Source organism: Nitrospina sp. 32_T5, assembly GCF_052156635.1.
Lineage (GTDB): Bacteria > Nitrospinota > Nitrospinia > Nitrospinales > Nitrospinaceae > Nitrospina.
Genome location: NZ_JBQKUO010000003.1, coordinates 235,858 through 258,313 on the forward strand (window position 1 = coordinate 235,858; position 22,456 = coordinate 258,313).

Here is a 22,456-nt window from a genome sequence, read left to right on the forward strand (position 1 = left end):
CACCCCGAGGATTTTTTTCGCCGCATTATTCCTGATGTCCATTTGGGCGTCTCCCCTCTGGGCCGCCACGGGTTTCGACCGCATGGCGGAACAGATCGAGGCGCAGTTCCCGGACATCCAGGGCATCGTCCTGTCGGTGGAAAACGGCGAAGTGCTGATCGACCTCAAGAAAGGCCAGCCCATCCACTCCGGCGACCGGCTGAAAGTCATCCGTTACGGCGAACAGATCGTGCACCCGGTGACAGGCGAGGTCATCGGCCGCAAGGAAACCGACATCGGCGTCATCGAAGTGACCGAGGTGCGCACCAACTATTCGGTCGCACGCCCATTGAACACCAACGAACCCATTCAGAACGGCGACGGCGTGGAAAGCCGCTTCCGCAAGATGGTCATCCTGTCCGCCCCGGTGCTGCAGGCGGAGGACCTGTCGCTCGACACGCAGGCGGTCGGACTGGCCATCGAGCGTTCGCTCAAAAAACGTCCGCGCATGGAAGTGCCCGCCTTCGGCATGCAGGCGTGGATGCTGGACCAGGGCCTGCAAGCCGCCGACCTCATGAAACCGCAGGTGCTGGCCAGGCTGAACAAAGAAATCGCCTTCGACCTGCTTCTTCTGTCCAGGGTGGAAACCGTGCAGGGCCAGACGGTGCTCCGTTACCGCGTGGTGGCTGTGGAGGACGGCGCCGTTTTGCAGGAAGCGCGTGTGGTGTTTGATGAAATGACCGCACTGGCCACGCCGGAGAGCGGCACCCAGTCTCAGGCCGCCAAGGAACTGGGGATGGTGAAGTTCATCGGCAAACAGGATTTCGATTTCGTGCTGGCGGACATGGACGTGGGTGACCTCGACGGTGACGGCGAGCCGGAATTCGTGTTCATCGACCGCAACCAGGTGATGATTTACCGTTTCATCAAAGGGCAGTACGTCAAAATCGGCACCATCCGCGTGCCGGCGGAGTTCAACCGGTTCCTCACCGTGGACGTGGCGGACATCAATGGCAACGGCCGCGCCGAAATCTTTGTCACCAACCAGGTCGGGCAAAAGCTGGAGAGCTTCATCCTCGAACAGGCGCCGGGCCAGACCCGGTTCGAGAAAATCGCCATCGGCCTCAACCGTTATTTCCGGGTTATCCGTTCCTACAAGGGAGTCCCCCGCCTCCTCACCCAACGGCCCGGAGTGGAGGAACCGTTCGGGTCGGAAGTCCGCACTATGGTATATAAGAATAATACCTACAAGGAAGGTGCAGAGCTGGGGTTCGAGCGTTTTTTGAACCAGCAAACGACCCTCTACGGGGTGACCCTGGAGGACACGAATTTCGACAAATCCATTGAAATAATTGTCCTTGACAACAATTACAATTTAAGGGTATATTCGACCGACGGAAAACTGCTAGTAAAATCAGAGGATTACTACGGACACGACCCGCGGCAGATCGAAGTGGGGCTGAAAGACCAACCTTATGTTGACTTTACAGATCCTTACGTTCCCAGGCCCGTCCGTTACAAAGGCAGGCTGGTCCCGGTTCAAAAAAGGAACCAGCGCTTCCTGTTGGTACCGAAAAACCATCGGTTCGGCGGCAACTGGCTGTCGGAACTGGTCGTAATCAACAGCAGCAGTCTGGCATTCATTGCCGTCAACAAGGAGGGGCTTGAGACGGCATTTGAAACAAATAAACAGAAGGGATACCTGGCCGCATTCCAGGTGGTGGGTACAAAGGACTCCCGCAGACATCAAGTCCACGTAGCCACGGTGGCCGACAAGGGCGGCCTCTTCCGGGATGAAAAGATGACCACGTTGTTCGTCTATGACTGGAAGTGATCCCAGACACCAACCATTCAAAAGAGGAGGAACCTGCCCCGCAAAACCCGAGAAAAGTTCGCTCAAGGTCAAGGAGCTTCCCATATAAGCGTTGATACCTAAGAGTCAGATAAGTTCCATTTTCCTTACTTGGAGGAGGTAAGCATGAAAAGGAAACTTTTAGCCGCAGGTGCGGTGGCGGTGGCCGTTTTACTGGCCGGCGTCATGGTCGCCCAGGCGGCAAGTGTCAAGTTCGGCGGTCAAATGCGGCCCCGATACGAGATTTTTGAGCAAAACGATTTCGACAAGAAAACCGATCCCACCCATTTTTTCCTGACACGCATTCGACTGAACGCCGACGTCAACATCGATGACAAAATCGGGGCGTTCATCCAGTTCCAGGCCCGTGGCGTTTACGGTGCCGGCACCGGCGGTCTCATCCCCGGTCCCGCTCCCGGACCCCGCAATGCTGCGGTCCCTGCCGACGGACTCGTTGATGTCGGTCTCCATCAGGCATATTTCACCGTACAGGACTTTTTTGGCATGCCCGCTGACCTGAAAATCGGTCGGCAGGAAGTCGTTCTGGACGGACACCGCCTGTTCGGTAACACCGGCTGGACCACGGGCGCTCAGTCCGCGGATGCGATTCGCCTGGATCATCATCATGGCGACAACATGTTTTCGTACATCTTCATCAAGGCCATTGAAGCGAATGGTTCCGTACCGTTCGCCGTCGGTGGCAACAGCGCGGGTGCACCGATCAACCTCGGTGGTGCCGGCCCCGGTGGCCTGCTGGGTCAGGGTACTTGTGGCCGTGGCACCGGTTTCGGCGGGGGCGACCTGAGTGACAACTGTGACCGGGAAGACCACGTGTTCTGGGGCAACATCAAGACCCTGGTTCCGAACGCGGTGATCTCTCCGTACCTGGTTATCACGGTGGACAACTCCTGGAACGGTTCCGGCACTTCCGCTGGCAACCCGGACAACGAGATGATCACCGTGGGTGGTCGCATCGCCGGCAACATGGCAGGCTTCGACTACCGCTTTGAAGGTTACTTCCAGGGCGGTCGCGCGGAAGGCATCGCGACGACCATGCCGGCCACGGGAAAGGTGGTTTCCGCCGCAAACCTGGCCGCCTACACCAAAGGCGGCGGGTCGGGTGTTGACCGCCGCGCGTACATGATCGGCGCGCGTCTCGGCAAGTCCTTCAAGAACGTCATGTGGACCCCTTCCGTCACCCTGTGGTACGACCGGCTCTCCGGTACGGACTCCGAGGACGTTCAGGACGGCATCTGGGGTACCTTTGACACCCTTTACGACACCGGTCACAAGTTCTACGGGTACATGGACACGTACCTGAACGCCACCGGTGGCGACACGTCGTACCTGGGTCTCGAGGACATCGCCATCAAAACGTCGATGAATCCTGCGGCCAACTGGACCGTGAAAGCGGACTTTCATTACTTCAAGACCCCCGCCGAGAACATCGATCTGGGCCGCGAGCTGGACATCACTTTCGTCCACAAGTACAGCTCGAACCTGACGATGACTGCCGGGTATTCCAACTACTGGGCGGACCCGGGTTTTATCCTGGTCAACCCGCGTGTATCCCGGTCTGCCGGACAGGGCGGAATTGTTGACGGTTCCGCCAACTGGGGTTACGTTCAGCTGGACCTGAAGTTCTGATCGTTCTTCAACCCTGTATCACCATCCCCCGGGCGGTTTCGCCCGGGGGATTTTTTTTGCCCGTTCCGGGCACCGTTTTACAGAAACGTCCAAACGGCCTATAATGGAGTCCATGCTCTTTCAAGCCACCCGGAGTGGCAGCCGAAAACCCGTTGCGCCGGATCCTGCACGCAGGCAAACCCGCGCAACCTCGGAACGGGCGACCCGCCCTGCCGGTCCCTTCACGATTCTCAACACAACATTGGTCGTGCCACCGGGACCGGGCCAAGCCGCGGCCTGAATACCGTCGAGGCCCGTTTCGCACATTGTTCATTCATCAACCTCCAAGGAATTGACATGCACTTCAAGACCCCTTCCAGACTTCTGCACCCTCTTCTGCTTGCGGCGCTGCTTTTGTGGCCCCACGTGTCCATCGCACAGGTGGCGGACACCCATGCGCATGAAGAGGCGCGCATGGAAATCAACGGGCGCCTCGTGCCGCCCATCGTGGCCACCGTCAACGGTAGGGAAATCCCCGGCACCATGCTGGTCAGCCAGGTGCAGATGTACAAGATGTTCCACCAGCAGCAGGGGCATCGGGTGAGCCCTGAGCAGGAAGCCGAATACTCCAAAGAAGCGCTCGACAACCTGATCGGGCAGGAACTGCTGTTCCAGAAAGCGAAGGAGTGGGAGATCACCGTCGATGAAAAGACCGTGCAGGGTGAGATTCAAAAAATCCAAAGCCAGTTTCCGTCGGAAGAATTATTCAAACGCGCGCTCCACGTGCAGGGGCTGAACGAAGACCTCCTGCAGGTCAGCATCGAACGTCAGCTGGTGGAAGAACAGGTCACGCGTACCCGGCTCGCGCCCAAAGCCAACGTCTCGGATGCGGCCGTGAAAACATTTTACGAGGAGAACCGGGAACAGTTCCTGCAACCGCCGCGCTGGGAATTTTCACACATCTTCACCGCGGCCCTGAAACAGGAAGAGCCGGAAGACCCGAAACTCACAGAGCGCTTCCATAAACTCCAGAACCTGGTGGAGGCCGATGCACGGAAGAAAATTGAAAACGCGTTGAAAGAAATCAAATCCGGCAAACAGTTTCAGGACGTCGCCAAAGAATTTTCCGAACACGAGGAAACGCGCAAAAAGGGCGGCAAATGGGGTACCATGGCCCAGCATGAAATGCCGGAAGAGATTTATGAGGTCGTCTCCAAATTGAAACCCGGCCAAACCTCGGGCATCGTACGCAGTGAGTATGGGTTCCACATCCTGCGTCTGGACGCGGCGGTTCCGGAAGAGGTGGTTCCGCTCGACCAGGTGAAGACCGATCTGCTGAACCACCTGCTGAAAGAAGAAGTAAAAAAAGAAAAGGACAAGCTGGTTTCCGAACTGCGGGATGAGGCGGATGTCGAGGTGTTCTTTTAAAGACAGGTCTTTCAGAACCACCCCCTGCCCCTTCATGACAGGAAGGGGACACCCAAAAAACTGCGTGACCACTTCAAATCCAAAATGAAAACACTGGTAACAGGAACAACAGGGTTTCTCGGTTCGGCGATCGCGCGCGAGCTGATCCTGTCCGGCCGCGCGGTGAAAGTGCTGGTGCGGCAGGGGTCGGACCTGCGCAACCTTTCCGGGCTCGACGTGGAAGTCGTTCACGGCGACCTGCGCGATCCGGATTCCCTCGCGCGCGCACTCGACAAGTGCGATACGCTCTACCACGCAGCCGCCTACTACAGCCTGTGGAGCCGCGACCGCAAGATGGTGTACGACATCAACGTCACCGGCACGCGCAACATCCTGGATGCAGCTAAGCAGGCGGACCTGAAACGCGTCGTGTACACCAGCACCGTCGGCTGCATCGGCCTCACCCAGAACGGCACTCCGGGCAACGAAACCACTCCGTTCAACGAGGCCACCCTCTGCAACGATTACAAGCGGTCGAAGTGGGAAGCGGAACAGGTGGCTCTGGAATTTGCCAAAAACGGTCTGCCGGTGGTCATCGTCAATCCCAGTGCACCGGTGGGACCGCGCGACATCAAACCCACTCCGACGGGAAAGGTGATCCAGGATTTCCTGAACGGCAACATGCCGGCATACCTCGACACCGGACTCAACTTGATCGACGTGCGCGACTGCGCACGCGGCCACCTGCTGGCGGAAGAACGCGGCGAGGCAGGCGAACGTTACATCCTGGGCAACCGCAACATGTCGCTCAAGGAAATCCTCGACGCGCTGTCGAAGATCACCGGTATTCCCGCGCCGAAAGTGCAGATGCCTTACTGGGTGGCCTACACGGCGGGATGGGTGTGCGACGCGGTGTCGAACGTCATCACGCACAAGCCGCCGGCCGTGCCGCTGGGCGGCGTCAAGATGGCGAAATACCACATGTACTTTGATGCTTCGAAGGCGGTCCGGGAACTGGGACTGCCGCAGAACCCGGTGGAACAGGCGTTGAGCGACGCCGTTCACTGGATGCGCGAACACGGGCTCGCCCGCTGAGATTGCACGCACACGACCTGTTATGGATTTTCTCAACCTGCTGATCGGGACGGTCCTGCTCCGGCCCTACGTGTTTGTCTTCCTCGCGATCTACCTGACGCTTGCAGTCTGGCATTTCGGCTGGAAGCGATCCGCCCTGTTCACGGTGATCGCCTACGGCATCGCTTTCCTCTCCGAGTACTCCTCGACGCGCAACGGATTCCCCTACGGTTACTACAGTTACATCGACACCACCCGCGACCAGGAGTTGTGGATCGCCAACGTGCCGTTCATGGACTCGCTGTCGTATTCGTTCCTGACCTACGTCGCTTACACCATGGCCTTGTTCCTTTTTGCGCCGCTCAAGCGAAACGGCTGGGACATCCGTTTCGGCGACACTTCGAAGGTGCGTCATTCGTTGAAGGTGGTGTTTTCCGGCGCGGTGCTGTTCATGCTGATGGACGTGGTGATCGATCCCGTCGCGTTTCGCGGCGACCGCTGGTTTCTCGGCAAGATCTACACGTACCAGGAGGAGGGGGAGTACTTCAACATTCCGCTCACCAATTTCGGCGGCTGGGTGATCACCGGGGCGGCGATCCTCTTCACGTTCACACGCGTGAATCGCTGGCTGGAAAGCCGGCCGGGATTCCGCGACGCAGGCCAGCGCGAGGTGCCCTACCAGGCGTTGTTGGGGCCGGCACTCTACTTCGGGGTGTTGCTGTTCAACCTGGCGGTGACGTTTTACATCGGCGAGGGGGTGCTGGGGCTGTGCGGTACGGTGCTGACGCTGGCGATTCTGGGGGTGATGGTGTTGCGGCTGCGGCGTCCCGACCTGCTTCCGGTCAAAACGTCACCGGTAATTGGTGAATGACATGGCGATGTCGAAATCCTTCGCCTTGAGCTGAGCGATTACTTCCTGCAGGTCGTCGCGGCTCTTGCCGGTCACGCGCACCTGGTCGTCCATCACCTGACCCTGCACCTTCACTTTCAGCCCCTTGATGAACTTGACGATTTCCTTGCCCTTGTCCTGCGGGATGCCCTGTTGCAGGCTGACGTACTGGCGCACGGTGTCGCCCGCCGCCGCTTCCACCTTGCCGTAATCGAGCGCTTTGATAGGAACCTTGCGCTTGATCAGCTTGCCCTGCAGGATATCGACGACGGACTTCAGCTTGATCTCGTCGTCGGAAACCAGCACCAGCCGGTTTTCCTTCTCTTCCAGCTCCACGCTGCTCTTGCTGTTTTTGAAATCGAAACGCTGGCGGATTTCCATCATCGCCTGATTGACGGCGTTGCGCACTTCACTCAGGTCGACTTCGGACACAATATCAAACGAACAGGATTTGGCCATCTTGCTTGCTCCGTTTCATGGAATGAGTTGAACCGGGATTGGGGGCCGCCGGGCAGGGGTGCGGCAAAGACGGGATCAATGAATCTTGGTATTCATGTAAAAACCGTAAACGAACATCGCGATGGTGACGAGCACAATGGAGTCGTCCACCAGAATCTGTTTCCAGGACGGGGAGTCGTCATGCAGCAACCAGGGAACGATGACGAACATCACCGCCAGGAAACCCAGCGCCAGCATGCCGGCGATCGAGTACAAAAGGATCTTGGTGTTCGCATCGCTCATGCCCGTTTCTTCCTTTTCAGATTCCTTGCGCGAATCATTCATGATAAGGTAATTCCTCTTTTTTCATTGCGGTTGACCGGGATGCGTCCGGTTGCTGGAGTTCGTGGATGCCCAAGAACCATTATAGCGTAGGAGATCCAAAAGCCGAGGAGTTGATTGCCCAGCTGCAGGAATTCTGCACCGACCCTTCCCTGCGCGACCTGTTCCGCGAAATGCTGACGACGGTGCTCAAGGTCGGTTTGGAACACCAGGACCGGGGTGATTACAAACTCATGAATACCACATTAAAGGAGTTGCGTCACGCCTTTCGCGTTTTCGAAGATTACCGCGATTCCCGCAAAGCGGTCATCTTCGGCTCCGCACGCACTTCTCATTCAGACCCCAACTACCTGATGGCACGGGACTTTGCCGAACAACTGGCCGACCGGGGGATGATGATCATCACAGGAGCGGGCGGCGGCATCATGGAAGCGGCCAACGCCGGGGCCGGACCCGACCGCAGTTTCGGCATCAACATCGACCTGCCCTTCGAACAGCGCGCCAACCGACACATCCACGGCGACCCGAAACTGATGTCGTTCAAATACTTCTTCACCCGCAAGCTGTTCTTCATCAAGGAATCCGACGCCACCGTGCTGTTTCCCGGCGGGTTCGGCACCCTCGACGAGGGCTTCGAAAACCTCACCCTGTTCCAGACCGGAAAAACCGAACCGCGCCCCATCGTGCTGGCCGATGCGGAAGACGACACCTACTGGCAACGCTGGGAAGCCTACGTGCAGAACGAACTGCTCGACAACGGCTACATTTCGGAAGCCGACCTGAGCCTGTTCAAGATCGTCAAAAACGTCGAGGAGGGGGTCGATTACATCCTCGACTACTACACTGTGTACCATTCCTTTCGCTACGTAAACGATGTCACCGTCCTGCGTTTCATCAAACCCATCCCCGATTCGCTGGTCAAGGACCTCAACGTCGAGTACAAGGACATCCTCCTGCGCGGCGAGATCCAGAAATCCGAAGCCCTGCCGGAAGAGGTGAGCGCCGGGGAAGCGCCGAACCTGCCCCGCCTGACCCTGAACTTCAACAAACACTTCTTCGGGCGCCTCAACGAGATGATCCTGCAAATCAACCGCGAGCTGAAAGACTGAGTCCCGTTCCCCTCACCCGGCCCATCGATTTCCTCCATTCAAATCAGGACCTCTCATCCATGCATGAGCCATTAAAAATTTAACTTTTTTTATAAATTTTTTTATTTAATTTATACTAAATCATACGCCTAGGCCCCCCGGATATGCACTATCGTGGCCAGCCGTCTGCTTTTAAGTGGCCCTTAATCAGCATGTCTTCATTTTTAGTCCTTCTAAGTATCCAGTTGGCAAGGTAATTGCTGTTTCACTGGTACAACCTGACTATTTGGTATGGAGACTCAACCATGAAAACCCGGCAATATTTGAAAGAAGGCCAGATTCTTTTCCGCGAAGGCAGTCAGAGCGACTTCATTTTCGTGGTCGAAAAAGGCGAGTTTGAAGTGTCCCGTTACAACCGGGACGGCCGCGTGGAGGTCATTGATGTTCTGCGGCCCGACGACATTTTCGGCGAACTGGGCGTCATTGAAAGCCGCCCGCGTACGGCGACGGTCCGCGCTCTGAAAGACGGCGTGGTGGCCATCGTTTCCAAGGAAGAAATGCTTCGCACGGTGCGGCAGAACCCGCAGGCCTTGATGCTGATTCTGAAGACGATGGCCCAGCGCGTGCGTCAGGCCTCGCAGGGCCGGAAGAAGAAAGTCCTGCGCGCCCGATCGAAACACGACTTGGCCCCTCAAGCAGTGTAATCTCCCTTTCCAAGTTTCCCTAAACTGGAGATGAGGGGTCACTTGGGGCCGTAGACCTGGTTCACCCTGTCCCCGCCGGGTCTACGGCCCCTCCCTTTTTTTTCGCCCGTTTACAGCCACCGCCCCCTGCGGTAGAATGCGGGCAGTGCACATCCTTGCTTTCAACCCTCCTCTCCCGGTTGAACTTTGAGAATTCTGAGAACCCTGCAAACCTTCCTCCCGGAAGAAGACGACGCCTCCCGTCAGGCCTGGGAGTTGTCGCGTCACCTGGAAAAACAGGGCGTGCCCTCCCCCATTCTCACCACCTATTTGCACACCGACCCACATCTGCCGGAAAAGGAAATCGCCGACGGCGTGGCCATTCGCCGACTTCCGGTGCAGGCGGGCATGATGGGTTACGGATTCAGCCTGGGCGCCATCGGTTACCTGCGCCGCTTCGACCTGCTCCACGCACACGGATTCCGCGACTTCCTCACCGACACCGCTTTTTTTTTGCCCTCTTAAAGAAAAAGAAATGCGTCATCAGCACCCACGGCACGTTGCTGCCGGGGTCGAGCCGCAAGGATGGTTTTCCGCCGCGCCTGCATGACCTGTTGACGCTGAAGACGGCGATCCGCCGCGCCGACGCGGTGGTGGTGGGGTCGAAGGCGGAATACGACGAGGCCCGGCAGATCGGGGTGGACGCAGAACGGCTTCATATCATTCCGCCGGGAATCGACGTGGTGCATCCGCCGCCGCCCGCACCGGCTTCGCGCAACGCGCTCCGCTTGCTATACGTGGGAGAATTGCACCCGAACCGCAGGCTGGAACTCATCCTGCGCGCGGCGAGGAACCTCACGGTGCCGTTCGCCATCGACATTGCGGAATGGGGTGATCCCACTCCGGGGGCCGACGCATACGTCGAATCGATCAAAAAACTGGGGAAGGTGCTGGGCGTCGAGGATCGTTTGCACATCCACCGCCCCAACGAGCGCGAGGACCTGGACCGGTTGTACCGCACCGCCGACGTGTTCGTGTATCCCGTGGGACACGAGTCATTGGGTCTGCCTCTGCTGGAGGCGGCGGCCTACGGGCTGCCCATCGTCTCCACTCCCGCCGGACTCACGCAGGACCTGGTGGTCGCGGGGGAGACCGGATTCGTCGTGCCCGCCGACCCGGACACCATCGGCGACCGCATCATGAAACTGTCGAACGCCGAGACCCGGCAGACGTTCCGCGACCGCATCCGCGCGCAGGTGCGCAACCACTTCGGCTGGAACCACATCACCCAGCGTACCCTCCACCTGTACCAGTCGCTCCTGCGCTGAAAAGTTAAAAGACCTTATTCCCGTTCACGCTTGGAGAGAAAACAATAGAATTTGAAATGAAAAGTCTTATTAAGTACATAAAAGATTTATTTGTCGATGGTTATCGATTTGTAAGCGTATTGGCTCCTCTTTTATCAATTTCCTACACACTTGCAAAACTATGGGGAATAGACTTGATGGGGATCCAAGAACTGTCATATACATGGGCATTTTTGCCACTGTTAATTTGGGTTCTAATTGCATACACGAGAAAGTGGCGGGCATTCCATGAACTAGAAGAAAAGCAAAAACCACGACTTGAAATTGTTTTTAAAAACGAAGAGCCTTATTTTCAAGACGACCAATTATTCTTACCTGGGAAAAATGGTAAGGCAAAATACAGGTTTTATAGAATCCGTATAATAAGCAGGTCAGGAACTTATGCGGAGGGAGTCGAGGTTAAAGTAAGTGAAATTAGATATAAAGACGAAGATAGAGATATTTTAAAGGGCAGCTCCAGAAACTTAAACTTAACACATGACAAAATCCTGCCTGCTCAGCAGGGACAAACTAAGGAGTATGAAAAGGAGTTTTCGTTAAAAGGTGACTCAAAGGGTAGGATGGCTAATGTAATTGGTATTCCCATTAGTGGAGATCCTAATCCATATTTTAGGCTGATGGATATAGTTTCTAATTGCTGTGAACCATTAGAAATGAAACCTTTAGAAATAGATGTCTTAGCGATAAGTAAAAATTGCCCATCTATAACAAAAACTTTCGAAATTTATGAGTTAAATAATCAAGATCAAAAGTTTGGATTCAGGGAAAAGGTAAAAAATTAAAAGAACCTGACATTTTAAGTAAAATTTTCTCCTCACCGTCCGTGAAACGCATCCTGCGCTTCCTTCTGGAGTTGCTCGACGGCGTCGGTGTGGCGCGGTGAGAAATGGAAGGTACGCAACTCCCTCACCCCGCCGGCACGGGCGAGGAGCCCCGCCTGCCTGGACGTCAGGTGACAGCGTTCGCGCGCGCGCTCTTCTTCTTCCGCGATGAACGGCGACTCGCAGTAAAACACGTCGGCATCTTTGATGAGTTCGACGATGCGCTCCGCATTCTCCGGGTTGTACACGGTATCGACGACGTAGGCGATCTTCTGCCCCTCGGTCACCGTAACGAGTTCACGCTGGAGCTCCCCAAGCGTGCGCGTCTCCGGCGTGGCGTGGCCGCGGGGTCCGGTGAGCACCTCGATCTTCGTGTCCTCCGGCCGGCCTTCGAGGATGGCCTGTTTGAGCTGGTTCAACCACTTGCCCGGAGTGAAGCCCATCTGCTCCAGCCGGTCCTTGTTGATGTTGAGGTGTTTCGATTCTTTCAGCGCGAAACCGAGACACGGAACGCGGTGTTCCAGGATCGACGCCTGCACGGTGAACCCGGGCTCCTGCCAGATGACGCGGTTTTCATACGGGCGCGTTGTCTCATTACTGCGCCGGAAACGGTCGATGGCGCGGAAGGTCGCGGTCTTCAAATGATCCGGATGCACCTCGGTGACTTCGATGTCGATCGACTCCTCGTAGCGGTCCACCAGGTTCCAGGTGAAGCCCCCCAGCTTGCCCTCGACGTTGGCGATGAAGTGTTCCGGCCCGAACAGGCGGAGCGTGTGGCCGCGGCCGAAGGCGATGCGCAACAGCCGGTCGAAGCCGATGAAGTGGTCGATGTGCGTGTGGCTGACGAACACGTGGCTGACTTTAAGCAGATCGACATTGGCGATGCGGTGAATTTCGCCCAGGTCGAACAACAGCGCGCGCTTTTCATACAGAAAACGCACGAACAGGCCCGGGTCGCCCAACGGATCGTTCACCAGCGATGGATGCAAAATCGGTTTCATAATTTAAAAAACGAAAACATAGATTCTTCGCTGACGCTCAAAATGACAATTCAGGTTACCTGTCATTCTGAGGAGCCAAAGGCGACAAAGAATCTATGGGTTCACCCATTCAAAACAGTTGTGCAGAGCTCCCTTTGCTAAGGGGAGAGAAATTAAAAAACTATGCCGAAACCTTTTCATTCATGAGGAACGCTTCGATGAAGCGGTTGAGGTCGCCGTCGAGCACCGAGGCCACGTCGCCCATCTCCACCTGCGTGCGCAGGTCCTTGACCAGCTGGTACGGATGCAGGACGTAGGAACGGATCTGGCTTCCCCACTCGATCTTCTTCTTGCCTTTTGCAAGATTGCGTTTTTCCTCTTCCTGTTTTTCGAGCTCGATCTCGTACAGCCGGGACTTCAGCACCTTCATTGCCGACGCCTTGTTCTTGTGCTGGGAGCGTTCGTTCTGGCACTGCACCACGATGCCCGTCGGCATGTGCGTGATGCGCACCGCGGAGTCGGTGGTGTTGACGCCCTGCCCGCCCGGACCCGACGCGCGGTACACGTCGATCTTGAGATCGTCGTCTTTCACTTCCACGTCGATATCCTCCGCCACCTCCGGGAACACGAACACCGACGCGAACGAAGTGTGCCGCCGCTTGTTGGCGTCGTAGGGGGAAATGCGCACGAGGCGGTGCACGCCGATCTCGGCTTTGAGGTACCCGTAGGCGTAGTCGCCGACGAAGTTCACCGTGGCGCTTTTGATGCCCGCTTCGTCGCCGTACTGCATGTCGAGCACTTCGGTCTTGTAGCCGTTGCGGTCGCCCCATCGCAGGTACATGCGCAGGAGCATCTGCGCCCAGTCCTGCGATTCGGTACCGCCGGCGCCGGAGTTGATGTTGAGGATGGCGTTGTTGCCGTCGTTGTCGCCGGAGAGCATCGCCTTGAGTTCGGCTTCGGTGAGCGCCTGCTCGAGATCGTTCACCAGCGTCTCGCCCTCACCTTCCATGGACGCATCTTCCTCCTCTTCCATCAGGTCGAGCATGGCGTCGAGGTCTTCGCTTTGCTTGATGAGGTCCTGGTACACCTTGACGGTGCGCTGGAGGGAGGCGCGACGTTGTAAAATCTTCTGCGCGGCTTCGTTGTCGTTCCAGAAATCGGGCGCGGCGGTTTTGGCGTCGAGGCCTTCGATTTCTTTCAGTTTGTCATCGACGTCAAAGAAACCCCCTGATCCGCTCGATCCGTTTCACCTGTTCGCGATGCTGTTTTTTCAACTCGTCGATCATAACGACGCCACCTCCTGATAGGAATGTTTAACGATTGATGATGAGTCCCCGTATTGTCGCCGAGAACCGCACCCGGCGCAACGGTCCGGAGCGGGTCAATGCGCGTTAACAAGCGTGTAGGGAATCTTGCCCACGGGGTCGAGCCGGTTGTTGTTGTCGATAATGCGTTTGAGGTCGCTTCCCTGGATGGCGTCCACGAACACCCGTGCCGAGGGCGACGTGACGTCGGGTTCCACCCACCGTTCGGCCAGGTGGACCAGGTCCAGGTTCATGCCCGGAGGCCCGGGATACGCCGCCGCTCGTTTTTTCAGGGCGTCCGCGGTCATCCGGGATTTATCACGGGTGCCCACCGCCACGGTGGCGCGGCCTTCTTCGTCCTCGAAAAAATACAGGTGTTCGAACACGGCGGTCAAGGTCTTCCAGTCCGAGGGCTTGTGAATGTTGCTCGGCCCGTACAGGTTTGTCGCCACCACCCCGTCCGGAGACAGCACAGCGCGCAGGTTTTCATAAAACTCCACCGTTTTCAGATGAAACGGGATCGATCCGCTTTTGAACGCGTCGAGGATCACCAGGTCGTAATGCCATTTTCCCCGGACACGCTCCAGAAAGCTGCGCCCATCCTCGGTGTGCACGGTCACGCCATTCTGGTCGAGCGCATAAAAGAATCGTCGGCACAGGCGCGTGACCTTGGCATCGATTTCCACCACGTCGATCACCAAACCCGGGAACCAGTGCGACAGCGCCGCAGGCAGCACTCCGCCGCCCTGCCCGATAACGAGCACCCGTTTTGGAGGTGGACGGAACAGCAGAGCCACCAGGGTCAACCGCGAATACACCAGCACCAGCTCCCGGGGCCGGGCGGGGTCGATGCGGCTTTGCAGGAAAAAGTCACCGTTGCCCCTGAACCACATCTCGCGGTGCGTCCCGCTCTGGATGACGAAGATGTCGTTGTACCGGCTGCGGGCGTGGGCCAGCACCTTCAAATCCTCGCCTGTTTCCTGATTTTTCGTCGGTTGGGAACTCATAGCCCGGACAGAGTAGAGAGGCGTTTCAGGGGAGTTTTTTCACCAAAATTTGCCCGATTGGATCATTTTTTACAAAAATTTTTCTTTGATCCGCCTCTATGATACCATGAGAAGAATTTAAAAATTCCCAATTTTCCCTATGAAATCCGTCCGTTCCAGCACTTCCGAACGGTGAATTTCCTCAAACCCAACCTTTACTCACTTACAACAAGGGAGTGAACCATAATGGCGCAGAAAGTATTGAAACATAAAGTCGGATTGGAGCACCACGGAATCCGCAACGTGAAACAGAGCTTCTGGAACCTGAGCACGCCGGAGCTGTACGAGCACATCATCCGGAACCAGGAAGGGCACCTGTCTCACCTCGGACCCATGGTGGTGACCACCGGCGAGCACACCGGCCGTTCGCCCAATGACCGGTTCATCGTGCAGGAGCCGTCCAGCCAGGAAAACGTCTGGTGGGGCAAGGTCAACGAACCGTTTGCCATGGACAAGTTCGACTCCCTCTACGAACGTGTCCTCGCCTACCTGCAGGGCAAAAACGTGTACGTGCAGGACTGCATGGCCGGCTCGGACCCGAACTACCAGCTCCACATCCGGGTCATCACCGAATACGCGTGGCAGAGCCTGTTCGCGCGCAACATGTTCATCCAGATCAAGGACCGCCTGAAGCTGGAGAACCACAGCCCGGCGTTCACCATCATCGGCGTGCCCAATTTCAAGGCCGTGCCGAAGATCGACGGCACCAACTCGGAAACGTTCATCATCATCGACTTCAGCAAGCAGTTGATCCTGATCGGCGGCACCCACTATGCGGGGGAGATCAAGAAGTCCATCTTTTCCGTGCTGAACTACCTGCTTCCGCACCGCCACAAGGTGCTGTCGATGCATTGCTCCGCCAACATGGGCGAGGACAACGACACCGCCATCTTCTTCGGCCTGTCGGGCACCGGCAAAACCACGCTGTCCACCGATCCGCACCGCAAGCTGATCGGCGACGACGAGCACGGCTGGAGCCAGGAAGGCGTGTTCAACTTCGAGGGCGGCTGTTACGCCAAGGCCATCCGCCTGAACCCGCAAGCGGAGCCGGACATCTACGCCTGCACGCGGCGTTTCGGCACCATCCTCGAAAACGTGGTGATGGACCCGACCACGCGGCGGCTGGACCTCGACGACGCCAGCCTGACGGAGAACACCCGCGCGGCGTACCCGCTGACGCATATCGAACACACTGTCGAAGACCGGCGCGGCGGCCATCCGAAAAACGTCATCATGCTGACCTGCGACGCCTACGGCATCATGCCCCCCGTCGCCAAACTCACGCCGGAGCAGGCGATGTACCACTTCATCTCCGGTTACACGGCGAAGGTCGCGGGCACCGAGCGCGGCATGAGCCGCGAACCCACCGCCGTGTTCAGTACCTGTTTCGGCGCGCCGTTCATGGTCCTGCACCCGTCGGTGTACGCCAACCTGCTCGGCCAGCGCATCGCCGACCACCATGTGGACTGCTGGCTTGTGAACACCGGCTGGACCGGCGGACCCTACGGGGTCGGCGAACGCATGTCCATCGCCCACACGCGCGCGATGATCAACGCCATTCTCGACGGCAAACTGAGTAACGTCGAAACGCGGCCGGACCCGATCTTCGGCATCCACGTGCCCACGTCCTGCCCGGATGTGCCGGCGGATGTGCTGAATCCGCGCAATACGTGGAAGAACCCGAAGGCGTACGATGAAAAGGCGCGCGAACTGGCGGCGCAGTTCATCGAAAACTTCAAGGAGTACGAAGGCGCGGTGAGCCGCGAAATCCTGGAAGGCGGGCCCCGTCTGCCGAACGGGAAGAAAGCGTCGATCAAGAAGATCAAGTAACACACGAAGCGGCGGCCCGGGCCCCCGGGCCGCTCTTGCTTTGTTCCCACTCCTCTTATTTAAAGCACACCGTCCTGGAAGGGTTCATTGACTTGGAAACACGCCCCCTCATTGCCGTCACGCTGGGCGATCCCGCCGGGATCGGTCCCGAAATCATCGCCAGGGCCCTGCCGGGGCGCGTGCTCGATTTCTGCCGTCCGCTCGTGATTGGCGACGCGGCGTGCGTCGCGCGTCATCTGCAACAATACAACCCGGCGGTCACCGTTCATAAAGTCGCCAGCCCGAAAGACGCGCGATTTGAAGCAGACCAACTCGATGTGCTCGACTGCGCGCACGTGCCGGACGACCTGCCGATGGCGCAACCGTCGGCGGCGAGCGGCCGGGCCGCGGTGGAGGCCATCCGCAAGGCCGTCGATCTCGCACTGGCGCATGAAGTCCACGCTCTCACCACCGCACCGATCAATAAAGAAGCCATTCATCTCGCCGGGCATCCCTACCCCGGCCACACGGAAATGCTGGCCGACTTCACCGGCACCGAACACGTCGGGCTGATGCTCGCCGGCGGCGACCTGCGCGTGGTGCTCGCCACCACGCACGTGCCTCTGGAGCAGGTGAAGGCGCTCATCACAAAAGAACGTGTCGAAACCATCCTGCGCGTCACCCACCAGTGGTTGCGCCAGGTGGGCATCGACCGTCCGCGCATCGCGGTGACCGGACTCAACCCGCACTGCGGCGACGGCGGCGTGTTCGGCGACGAGGAATCCAAAGCCATCGTGCCCGCGCTCGACACGGTGCGCACCGAGGGGATGGACGTCACCGGACCCCACTCCGCCGATGCGTTGTTCGGGCGCATCCACAAAACGCCGTGCGACGCGGTGGTGACGATGTACCACGACCAGGGCATGATCCCGATCAAGATGGCGTCGATGGGTTCCGCCGTGAACATCACCCTCGGCCTGCCCATCCTGCGCACCTCGGTCGATCACGGCACGGCGTACGACATCGCGGGAAAGGGCATCGCCTCCGCCGACAGCCTGGTGGAAGCCCTGCGCATGGCCGCCCGGCTGTCCCCCACCGCGCACGCCGCCTCATGAGAAAAAAACGCACACTCGGACAGAACTTCCTCACCGATCCCGCCATCGCGGACGAGATCGTTGCGCACGCGCAGATCGAGGACGGCGGCACGGTGATCGAGATCGGTCCCGGTCCCGGCATCCTCACCGGTCTGCTGCTCGAACGGTGCGGCAGGCTGATCGCGCTGGAGATCGACCCCAAACTCTGCCACCTGCTGAACAAACGCTTCAAGTCGAACCCGAAATTCGACCTGCACCAGCAGGACGCGCTGGTGTACGATTACAGCCAGGCGGGGCCGCGGTTCCAGGTGGTGTCGAACCTGCCCTACTACGCGGCGATGCCGATCCTCAAACGGCTCATTCAATACGGGAGCCACATCGCCAACATGACGCTCATGTTGCAGCGCGAGGTGGTGGACCGGCTGGTGGCGCAACCGGGAAGCCGCGATTACGGATCGCTCACCGTGTTCACGCAGTTTCACTGCGAGGTCGAGCGCATCATGGAAGTCGGTAAAAAGAATTTCGATCCACCGCCGAAAGTGGACTCGTCGGTGATCCGCCTCATTCCCCGCTCCGCGCCGCCGGTGGAGGTGGACAACCTCAAAACGTTTTTCCACGTCGTGCACGCGGCGTTCTTCCACAAACGCAAGATGCTCAAGAACAATCTCAAGAGCCTGGCGAAGCATTTCGATTTCACCTGGCAGGGCATTGAGGATGCCGGGATCGATCCCGCCCGCCGCGGCGAGACGCTGTCGCTGGAAGAGTTCGCCACGCTGGCCAATTTGATGGAGAGCAAACCGCAATGAGTGCGGCAGGCAAGCAGGGGAAAGTGATCCTCGTCGGCGCGGGGCCGGGCGATGTCGGCCTGTTCACGCTGAAAGGCAAGGCGTGGCTGGAGCGCGCCGATGTCGTCATCTACGACTACCTCGCCAACGCGCGCCTGCTGGCGTTCGCGCCGAAACACGCTGAAGTCATCTACGCCGGAAAGAAGGAGGGGCAGGTGACGTTCTCCCAGGACGAGATGAACGCCATGCTGGTCGCGAAAGCGAAGGCAGGCAACGTCGTCGTCCGGCTCAAGGGAGGCGATCCGTTCGTCTTCGGGCGCGGCGGCGAGGAATGCGTCGCTCTCCAGAAAGCGGGCGTCCCGTTCGAAGTGGTGCCGGGGGTGACCGCCTCCACCGGCGTCTCCGCCTACGCCGGCATCCCGCTCACGCACCGCGATTTCTCCTCCACCATCTCCGTCGTCACCGGTTCCAACGAAAAAGGCAAGGAAGACCTGCACATCGACTGGGAAAAGATCGCCAGCCGCGCGGGCACGCTGGTGTTCCTGATGGGCGCACGCAAACTGCAACGCATCAGCGAAAACCTCATGAAATACGGCAAAGACCCGAAAACGCCGATCGCCGTCATCCAGTGGGGCACCACACCCCGGCAGAAAACCTGGACGGGCACGCTCGACACCATCGTCGCCATCGCGCAGAAAGAAGAAATCAAACCGCCGGCGCTGACCATCGTCGGCGAGGTGGTGAATCTGAAACCGCACATGGACTGGTTCGAGACGCTGCCGCTGTTCGGCAAAACGGTGGTCATCACCCGCGCCGAGGAACAGGCCGACGATTTTACGCAGGCTCTGCTGGAACGCGGCGCCGAGCCGTACCTGTTTCCGGTGATCGAGACGGTCGAGCCGGAAAGCTGGGAGCCGTTCGACCGCGCGCTGGGCGAACTGGAAAGTTACGACGGGCTCATCTTCACCAGCACCAACGGCGTGCGCTGTTTCATGCAGAGGTTGCGGGACACCGGACGCGACATCCGCGACCTCAAGGGTCTCCGGCTGTTCGCCATCGGGCCGAAAACCGAGCAGGCGGTGACGGACCTCGGCATCCCCGTCGAGGCGGTGCCGGAGAAATTCGTCGCCGAGTCGTTGATCGAAACGCTGGGCAAGGCGGGATTGAAAGGGAAACGATTGTTACTGCCGCGCGCCGCCGTGGCGCGGGAGACGTTGCCGGACACGTTGCGAGGGATGGGCATTGAAGTCGATGTGTGCCCGGCGTACCGCACGGTGCTGCCGGACACGGATGCCGCCGATCTCATTGCGCGTTTGCAGGAGGGATCGGTCCACGTGCTCACCTTCACCGCCTCGTCCACGGTGAAGCACTTCATGGACCTGGTCGGCGACAAAGTAAAGGATCATCTGAAGGGCGTCACCGTCGCCTGCATCGGACCCATCACCGCCAGGACCGCACAGGACCTCGGCCTGCCCGTCCACCTCACCGCCAGCGACTACACCGTCCAGGGACTCATCGAAGCGTTGGAAGATTTATTTTAGAGAAAACGCGTGATCAAATTGCCAACATCAGGCGGGTGCCGATGGCGAGGGTGACGGCGGCGGTGGCGTAACGGATTTTTCCCAGGTGTCGGGCGACGTGTTCGAATGCGGTGACGCGGTTCACCATCGCGGCGTACACGGCCATCGTCACAACCATCCCCAGGCAGAACAGAACGATGTAACCGATCACTCCCGCCGGGAACTGGAACAACGCCACCGGTACAAGAAGCAGAACCCCGGCCCAACCCGCCGTGCCGTGCAACACCCCCATGCCGAACAGCACCCAGCCGGACCGCATCGGCATGCCGCCTGCTTTCCCATGCGCATCCCCTTTGCGCCGCACCTCACGCAGGGCCAGCCACACGGCGAGGTAAATCATAGACAGGCCGACGACCCGTTCCATCACGCCCAGGTTCACCTCAGCGAACACTTCGCGAAGCGGGGTGATGAGTCCGGCCAGCATGAGGAGCGTCAGGCTGTGGCCCAGGGCCCAGCGGAGCGCGAGGAGCACCGTCTGTTTCAGCGAGCGGCGGTCGAGGAGAAGCGACGACACGGTGGCGACGTGGTCGGCGTCCAGCGCATGCAGGCAACCGAGGAGGAACCCCCCGGCCAAAAGAAATCCGTATTCCATAAAAACCGGCCCTCAGGCAGTTGATCCGCTCGGATTATAGGGGGTCCCCTCGCCGCCCGCAACGGCTATTCCGAAGGAAGCCCGGAAACGGCGGCCTCATTTCGACCCTCCAGAATCCGCCCCGGCCCGGCCGCCCCATTCTTTCTTGTGAATTCCGCCAAAAGGGGTACAATTTCGGTTAATCTCCCACTGTCGTCGGCATTGCACCCCGGCGGCGTTTGTGAAGGAACGAAATTCATGCGATCCATACGTGTCAGCCACATTCTGTTGAGCACGGAAGACCTGGCCAACACCCTGCTCGACGGAATGAAGGACATCGACGACCCCAAACTGTTGTACAAGATGTTCGCCAAGATGGCGAAGAAGTACAGCGCCTGCGGCACCCGCGACAAGGGCGGCGACCTGGGATTTCTCGAGTACAACTCCAACGCCAAGGAGCTGGAAGACGCCGCCATGGCCACGCCCGTCGGCAAGCTGGGCGGGCCGGTGCAGAGCAAGTTCGGCTACCACATCTTCCTCGTCACCGAAGAGGAGCGCATGGACGACCTCGGCATCGACGGCCTGCACGCCATCTCGCTCAAATAACACCCCGTATACCGTGAACGCAAACACCACCGCATCCGATTCCCAGGCCGAAGCGATCCTGCAGAAAGCGCTGGACGGCCACCGCCTGTCGCGGGACGAAGGCGTCGCCCTGTTCGAGGCGAACGACCTGACCCTGCTGGGCAACGTCGCCACGCGCCTCGCGCGCCAGCGCCGCAAGGACGCCGACAACGCCGTCACCTACATCATCGACCGCAACATCAACTACACCAACGTGTGCGTCACCGACTGCTCCTTCTGCGCGTTCTACCGCAAGGAAGACGCGGAAGATGCCTACGTCCTGCCGTTCGAGACCATCGCGCAGAAGATCGACGAAATCCTGCAGCACGGCGGGCGTCAGATCCTGATGCAGGGCGGGCACCACAAGGATTTGAAGATCGAATACTTCGAGGACCTGCTGTCACGGATCAAGGAGCGCTTCGACATCCACATCCACGCGCTGTCGCCGCCGGAGATCGTGCACACCAGCAAGATTTCGAAAATCTCCTTGAAGGAAACGATCGAGCGGTTGCAGAAGGCGGGACTGGATTCCATTCCCGGCGGCGGGGCGGAGATCCTGGTGGACCGCGTGCGGCGCGTCATCAGTCCGAAAAAATGCAATACGGACCAGTGGCTGGAGGTGATGGACATCGCCCACCGCCTCGGCATGCCCACCACGGCGACGATGATGTTCGGTCACGTCGAGACCCTCGCGGAGCGCATCGAGCATCTCGACCGTCTTCGTGAACAGCAGGACAAAACCGGCGGCTTCACCGCGTTCATCCCGTGGCCGTTCCAGGCGGGCAACACGGACCTGCGGAAAGAAATCGGCGCGAAGAAAACCAGCGGCTGGGAATACCTCAAGACCCTCGCCATCTCGCGCATCTACCTCGACAACATTCCCAACATCCAGTCGTCGTGGGTGACGCAGGGGCCGAAGGTGGGACAGATGGCGCTCTACTTCGGCGCCAACGACATGGGGAGCACCATGTTCGAGGAAAACGTCGTCTCCGCAGCAGGCACGGTGTACCACCTCGACGAAGAAGCCATCCGCCGCCTCATCACCGACAGCGGCTACACACCCCAGCGCCGCACCATGCGTTACGAATACGTGTGAA

22 protein-coding genes are annotated in these 22,456 nt (G+C 58.8%); 16 read left to right on the top strand and 6 right to left on the bottom strand.

Annotation, left to right across the window (positions count from 1 at the left end):
- Positions 1 to 34: 34 nt before the first annotated feature.
- The 5 genes from ACTRW9_RS09435 to ACTRW9_RS09455 all read left to right on the top strand — a co-directional run bounded on the left by ACTRW9_RS09435 (position 35) and on the right by ACTRW9_RS09455 (position 6,809).
- The gene (locus tag ACTRW9_RS09435; RefSeq protein WP_442429135.1) at positions 35 to 1,813 is read left to right on the top strand and encodes an FG-GAP repeat domain-containing protein; all 1,779 of its coding nucleotides are present in this window, start codon (positions 35 to 37) and stop codon (positions 1,811 to 1,813) included.
- Between the two features lie 144 nt (positions 1,814 to 1,957).
- Positions 1,958 to 3,478, top strand: coding sequence for an alginate export family protein (locus ACTRW9_RS09440; protein ID WP_442429136.1), 1,521 nt, complete (start codon positions 1,958 to 1,960; stop codon positions 3,476 to 3,478).
- 336 nt (positions 3,479 to 3,814) lie between these two features.
- Positions 3,815 to 4,885 (top strand): peptidylprolyl isomerase, encoded by a 1,071-nt coding sequence (locus ACTRW9_RS09445; protein WP_442429137.1) that lies wholly within the window; start codon positions 3,815 to 3,817, stop codon positions 4,883 to 4,885.
- Positions 4,886 to 4,969: 84 nt separating this feature from the next.
- Complete coding sequence (hpnA, locus tag ACTRW9_RS09450) at positions 4,970 to 5,959, top strand: hopanoid-associated sugar epimerase (RefSeq protein ID WP_442429138.1); 990 nt, start codon at positions 4,970 to 4,972, stop codon at positions 5,957 to 5,959.
- Positions 5,960 to 5,981: 22 nt separating this feature from the next.
- On the top strand, positions 5,982 to 6,809 hold the full coding sequence (locus ACTRW9_RS09455) for a carotenoid biosynthesis protein (protein WP_442425993.1): 828 nt from the start codon (positions 5,982 to 5,984) through the stop codon (positions 6,807 to 6,809).
- Here ACTRW9_RS09455 and ACTRW9_RS09460 read toward each other — a convergent pair.
- Both ACTRW9_RS09460 and ACTRW9_RS09465 read right to left on the bottom strand, forming a co-directional pair.
- A complete protein-coding gene (locus ACTRW9_RS09460) occupies positions 6,789 to 7,286 on the bottom strand; it encodes a YajQ family cyclic di-GMP-binding protein (protein WP_442429139.1) in 498 nt (165 codons plus the stop codon). The genes ACTRW9_RS09455 and ACTRW9_RS09460 overlap by 21 nt on opposite strands.
- 75 nt (positions 7,287 to 7,361) lie before the next feature.
- Positions 7,362 to 7,610, bottom strand: a complete 249-nt coding sequence (locus tag ACTRW9_RS09465) for a hypothetical protein (RefSeq protein WP_442429140.1) — start codon at positions 7,608 to 7,610, stop codon at positions 7,362 to 7,364.
- A 65-nt stretch (positions 7,611 to 7,675) separates the two neighbouring features.
- On the opposite strand from ACTRW9_RS09465, the gene ACTRW9_RS09470 reads away from it, so the two are divergent.
- The 5 genes from ACTRW9_RS09470 (at position 7,676) to ACTRW9_RS09490 (ending at position 11,527) form a co-directional block, all read left to right on the top strand.
- Positions 7,676 to 8,716 carry an LOG family protein gene (locus ACTRW9_RS09470; RefSeq protein ID WP_442429141.1) on the top strand — a complete coding sequence of 347 codons (1,041 nt, stop codon included), beginning with the start codon at positions 7,676 to 7,678 and terminating at the stop codon, positions 8,714 to 8,716.
- Positions 8,717 to 9,000: 284 nt separating this feature from the next.
- Positions 9,001 to 9,399, top strand: a complete 399-nt coding sequence (locus ACTRW9_RS09475) for a cyclic nucleotide-binding domain-containing protein (RefSeq protein WP_442429142.1) — start codon at positions 9,001 to 9,003, stop codon at positions 9,397 to 9,399.
- Between the two features lie 186 nt (positions 9,400 to 9,585).
- A complete protein-coding gene (locus ACTRW9_RS09480) occupies positions 9,586 to 9,903 on the top strand; it encodes a hypothetical protein (RefSeq protein ID WP_442426344.1) in 318 nt (105 codons plus the stop codon).
- A 17-nt stretch (positions 9,904 to 9,920) separates the two neighbouring features.
- Entirely contained in the window at positions 9,921 to 10,706 is a 786-nt protein-coding gene (locus ACTRW9_RS09485; RefSeq protein ID WP_442429426.1) for a glycosyltransferase family 4 protein, read from the top strand.
- A gap of 56 nt (positions 10,707 to 10,762) precedes the next feature.
- Positions 10,763 to 11,527, top strand: a complete 765-nt coding sequence (locus tag ACTRW9_RS09490; protein ID WP_442429143.1) for a hypothetical protein — start codon at positions 10,763 to 10,765, stop codon at positions 11,525 to 11,527.
- A gap of 32 nt (positions 11,528 to 11,559) precedes the next feature.
- Here the strand turns inward: ACTRW9_RS09490 and ACTRW9_RS09495 are convergent, their stop codons facing one another.
- The 3 genes from ACTRW9_RS09495 to ACTRW9_RS09505 form a co-directional block, all read right to left on the bottom strand.
- Positions 11,560 to 12,567: a ribonuclease Z gene (locus ACTRW9_RS09495; RefSeq protein WP_442429144.1), complete on the bottom strand. Its 1,008-nt coding sequence runs from the start codon at positions 12,565 to 12,567 to the stop codon at positions 11,560 to 11,562.
- A gap of 160 nt (positions 12,568 to 12,727) precedes the next feature.
- Positions 12,728 to 13,832, bottom strand: a protein-coding gene (gene prfB, locus ACTRW9_RS09500) for a peptide chain release factor 2 (RefSeq protein ID WP_442429145.1) whose coding sequence is annotated in 2 segments (ribosomal slippage) — positions 12,728 to 13,771 and positions 13,773 to 13,832 — 1,104 coding nt in all. Because the reading frame shifts where the segments join, the coding sequence is not laid out codon by codon here.
- A 95-nt stretch (positions 13,833 to 13,927) separates the two neighbouring features.
- Complete coding sequence (locus tag ACTRW9_RS09505) at positions 13,928 to 14,857, bottom strand: spermidine synthase (RefSeq protein WP_442429146.1); 930 nt, start codon at positions 14,855 to 14,857, stop codon at positions 13,928 to 13,930.
- Between the two features lie 225 nt (positions 14,858 to 15,082).
- On the opposite strand from ACTRW9_RS09505, the gene ACTRW9_RS09510 reads away from it, so the two are divergent.
- From ACTRW9_RS09510 to cobA, 4 genes are all read left to right on the top strand, one after another.
- On the top strand, positions 15,083 to 16,726 hold the full coding sequence (locus ACTRW9_RS09510) for a phosphoenolpyruvate carboxykinase (RefSeq protein WP_442426002.1): 1,644 nt from the start codon (positions 15,083 to 15,085) through the stop codon (positions 16,724 to 16,726).
- Between the two features lie 92 nt (positions 16,727 to 16,818).
- Positions 16,819 to 17,820, top strand: coding sequence for a 4-hydroxythreonine-4-phosphate dehydrogenase PdxA (pdxA, locus tag ACTRW9_RS09515; RefSeq protein ID WP_442429147.1), 1,002 nt, complete (start codon positions 16,819 to 16,821; stop codon positions 17,818 to 17,820).
- Positions 17,817 to 18,605 (top strand): 16S rRNA (adenine(1518)-N(6)/adenine(1519)-N(6))-dimethyltransferase RsmA, encoded by a 789-nt coding sequence (gene rsmA / locus ACTRW9_RS09520; protein ID WP_442429148.1) that lies wholly within the window; start codon positions 17,817 to 17,819, stop codon positions 18,603 to 18,605. Before pdxA ends, rsmA begins: the two co-directional genes overlap by 4 nt.
- A complete protein-coding gene (gene cobA / locus ACTRW9_RS09525; RefSeq protein ID WP_442429149.1) occupies positions 18,602 to 20,125 on the top strand; it encodes a uroporphyrinogen-III C-methyltransferase in 1,524 nt (507 codons plus the stop codon). Before rsmA ends, cobA begins: the two co-directional genes overlap by 4 nt.
- A 13-nt stretch (positions 20,126 to 20,138) precedes the next feature.
- Here the strand turns inward: cobA and ACTRW9_RS09530 are convergent, their stop codons facing one another.
- Positions 20,139 to 20,756: a HoxN/HupN/NixA family nickel/cobalt transporter gene (locus ACTRW9_RS09530; protein WP_442429150.1), complete on the bottom strand. Its 618-nt coding sequence runs from the start codon at positions 20,754 to 20,756 to the stop codon at positions 20,139 to 20,141.
- 237 nt (positions 20,757 to 20,993) lie between these two features.
- Between ACTRW9_RS09530 and ACTRW9_RS09535 the strand changes: the two genes are divergently transcribed.
- Both ACTRW9_RS09535 and mqnC read left to right on the top strand, forming a co-directional pair.
- Positions 20,994 to 21,341, top strand: coding sequence for a peptidylprolyl isomerase (locus ACTRW9_RS09535; protein ID WP_442426007.1), 348 nt, complete (start codon positions 20,994 to 20,996; stop codon positions 21,339 to 21,341).
- Between the two features lie 13 nt (positions 21,342 to 21,354).
- Positions 21,355 to 22,455 carry a cyclic dehypoxanthinyl futalosine synthase gene (mqnC, locus tag ACTRW9_RS09540; RefSeq protein WP_442429151.1) on the top strand — a complete coding sequence of 367 codons (1,101 nt, stop codon included), beginning with the start codon at positions 21,355 to 21,357 and terminating at the stop codon, positions 22,453 to 22,455.
- Position 22,456 lies beyond the last annotated feature (1 nt).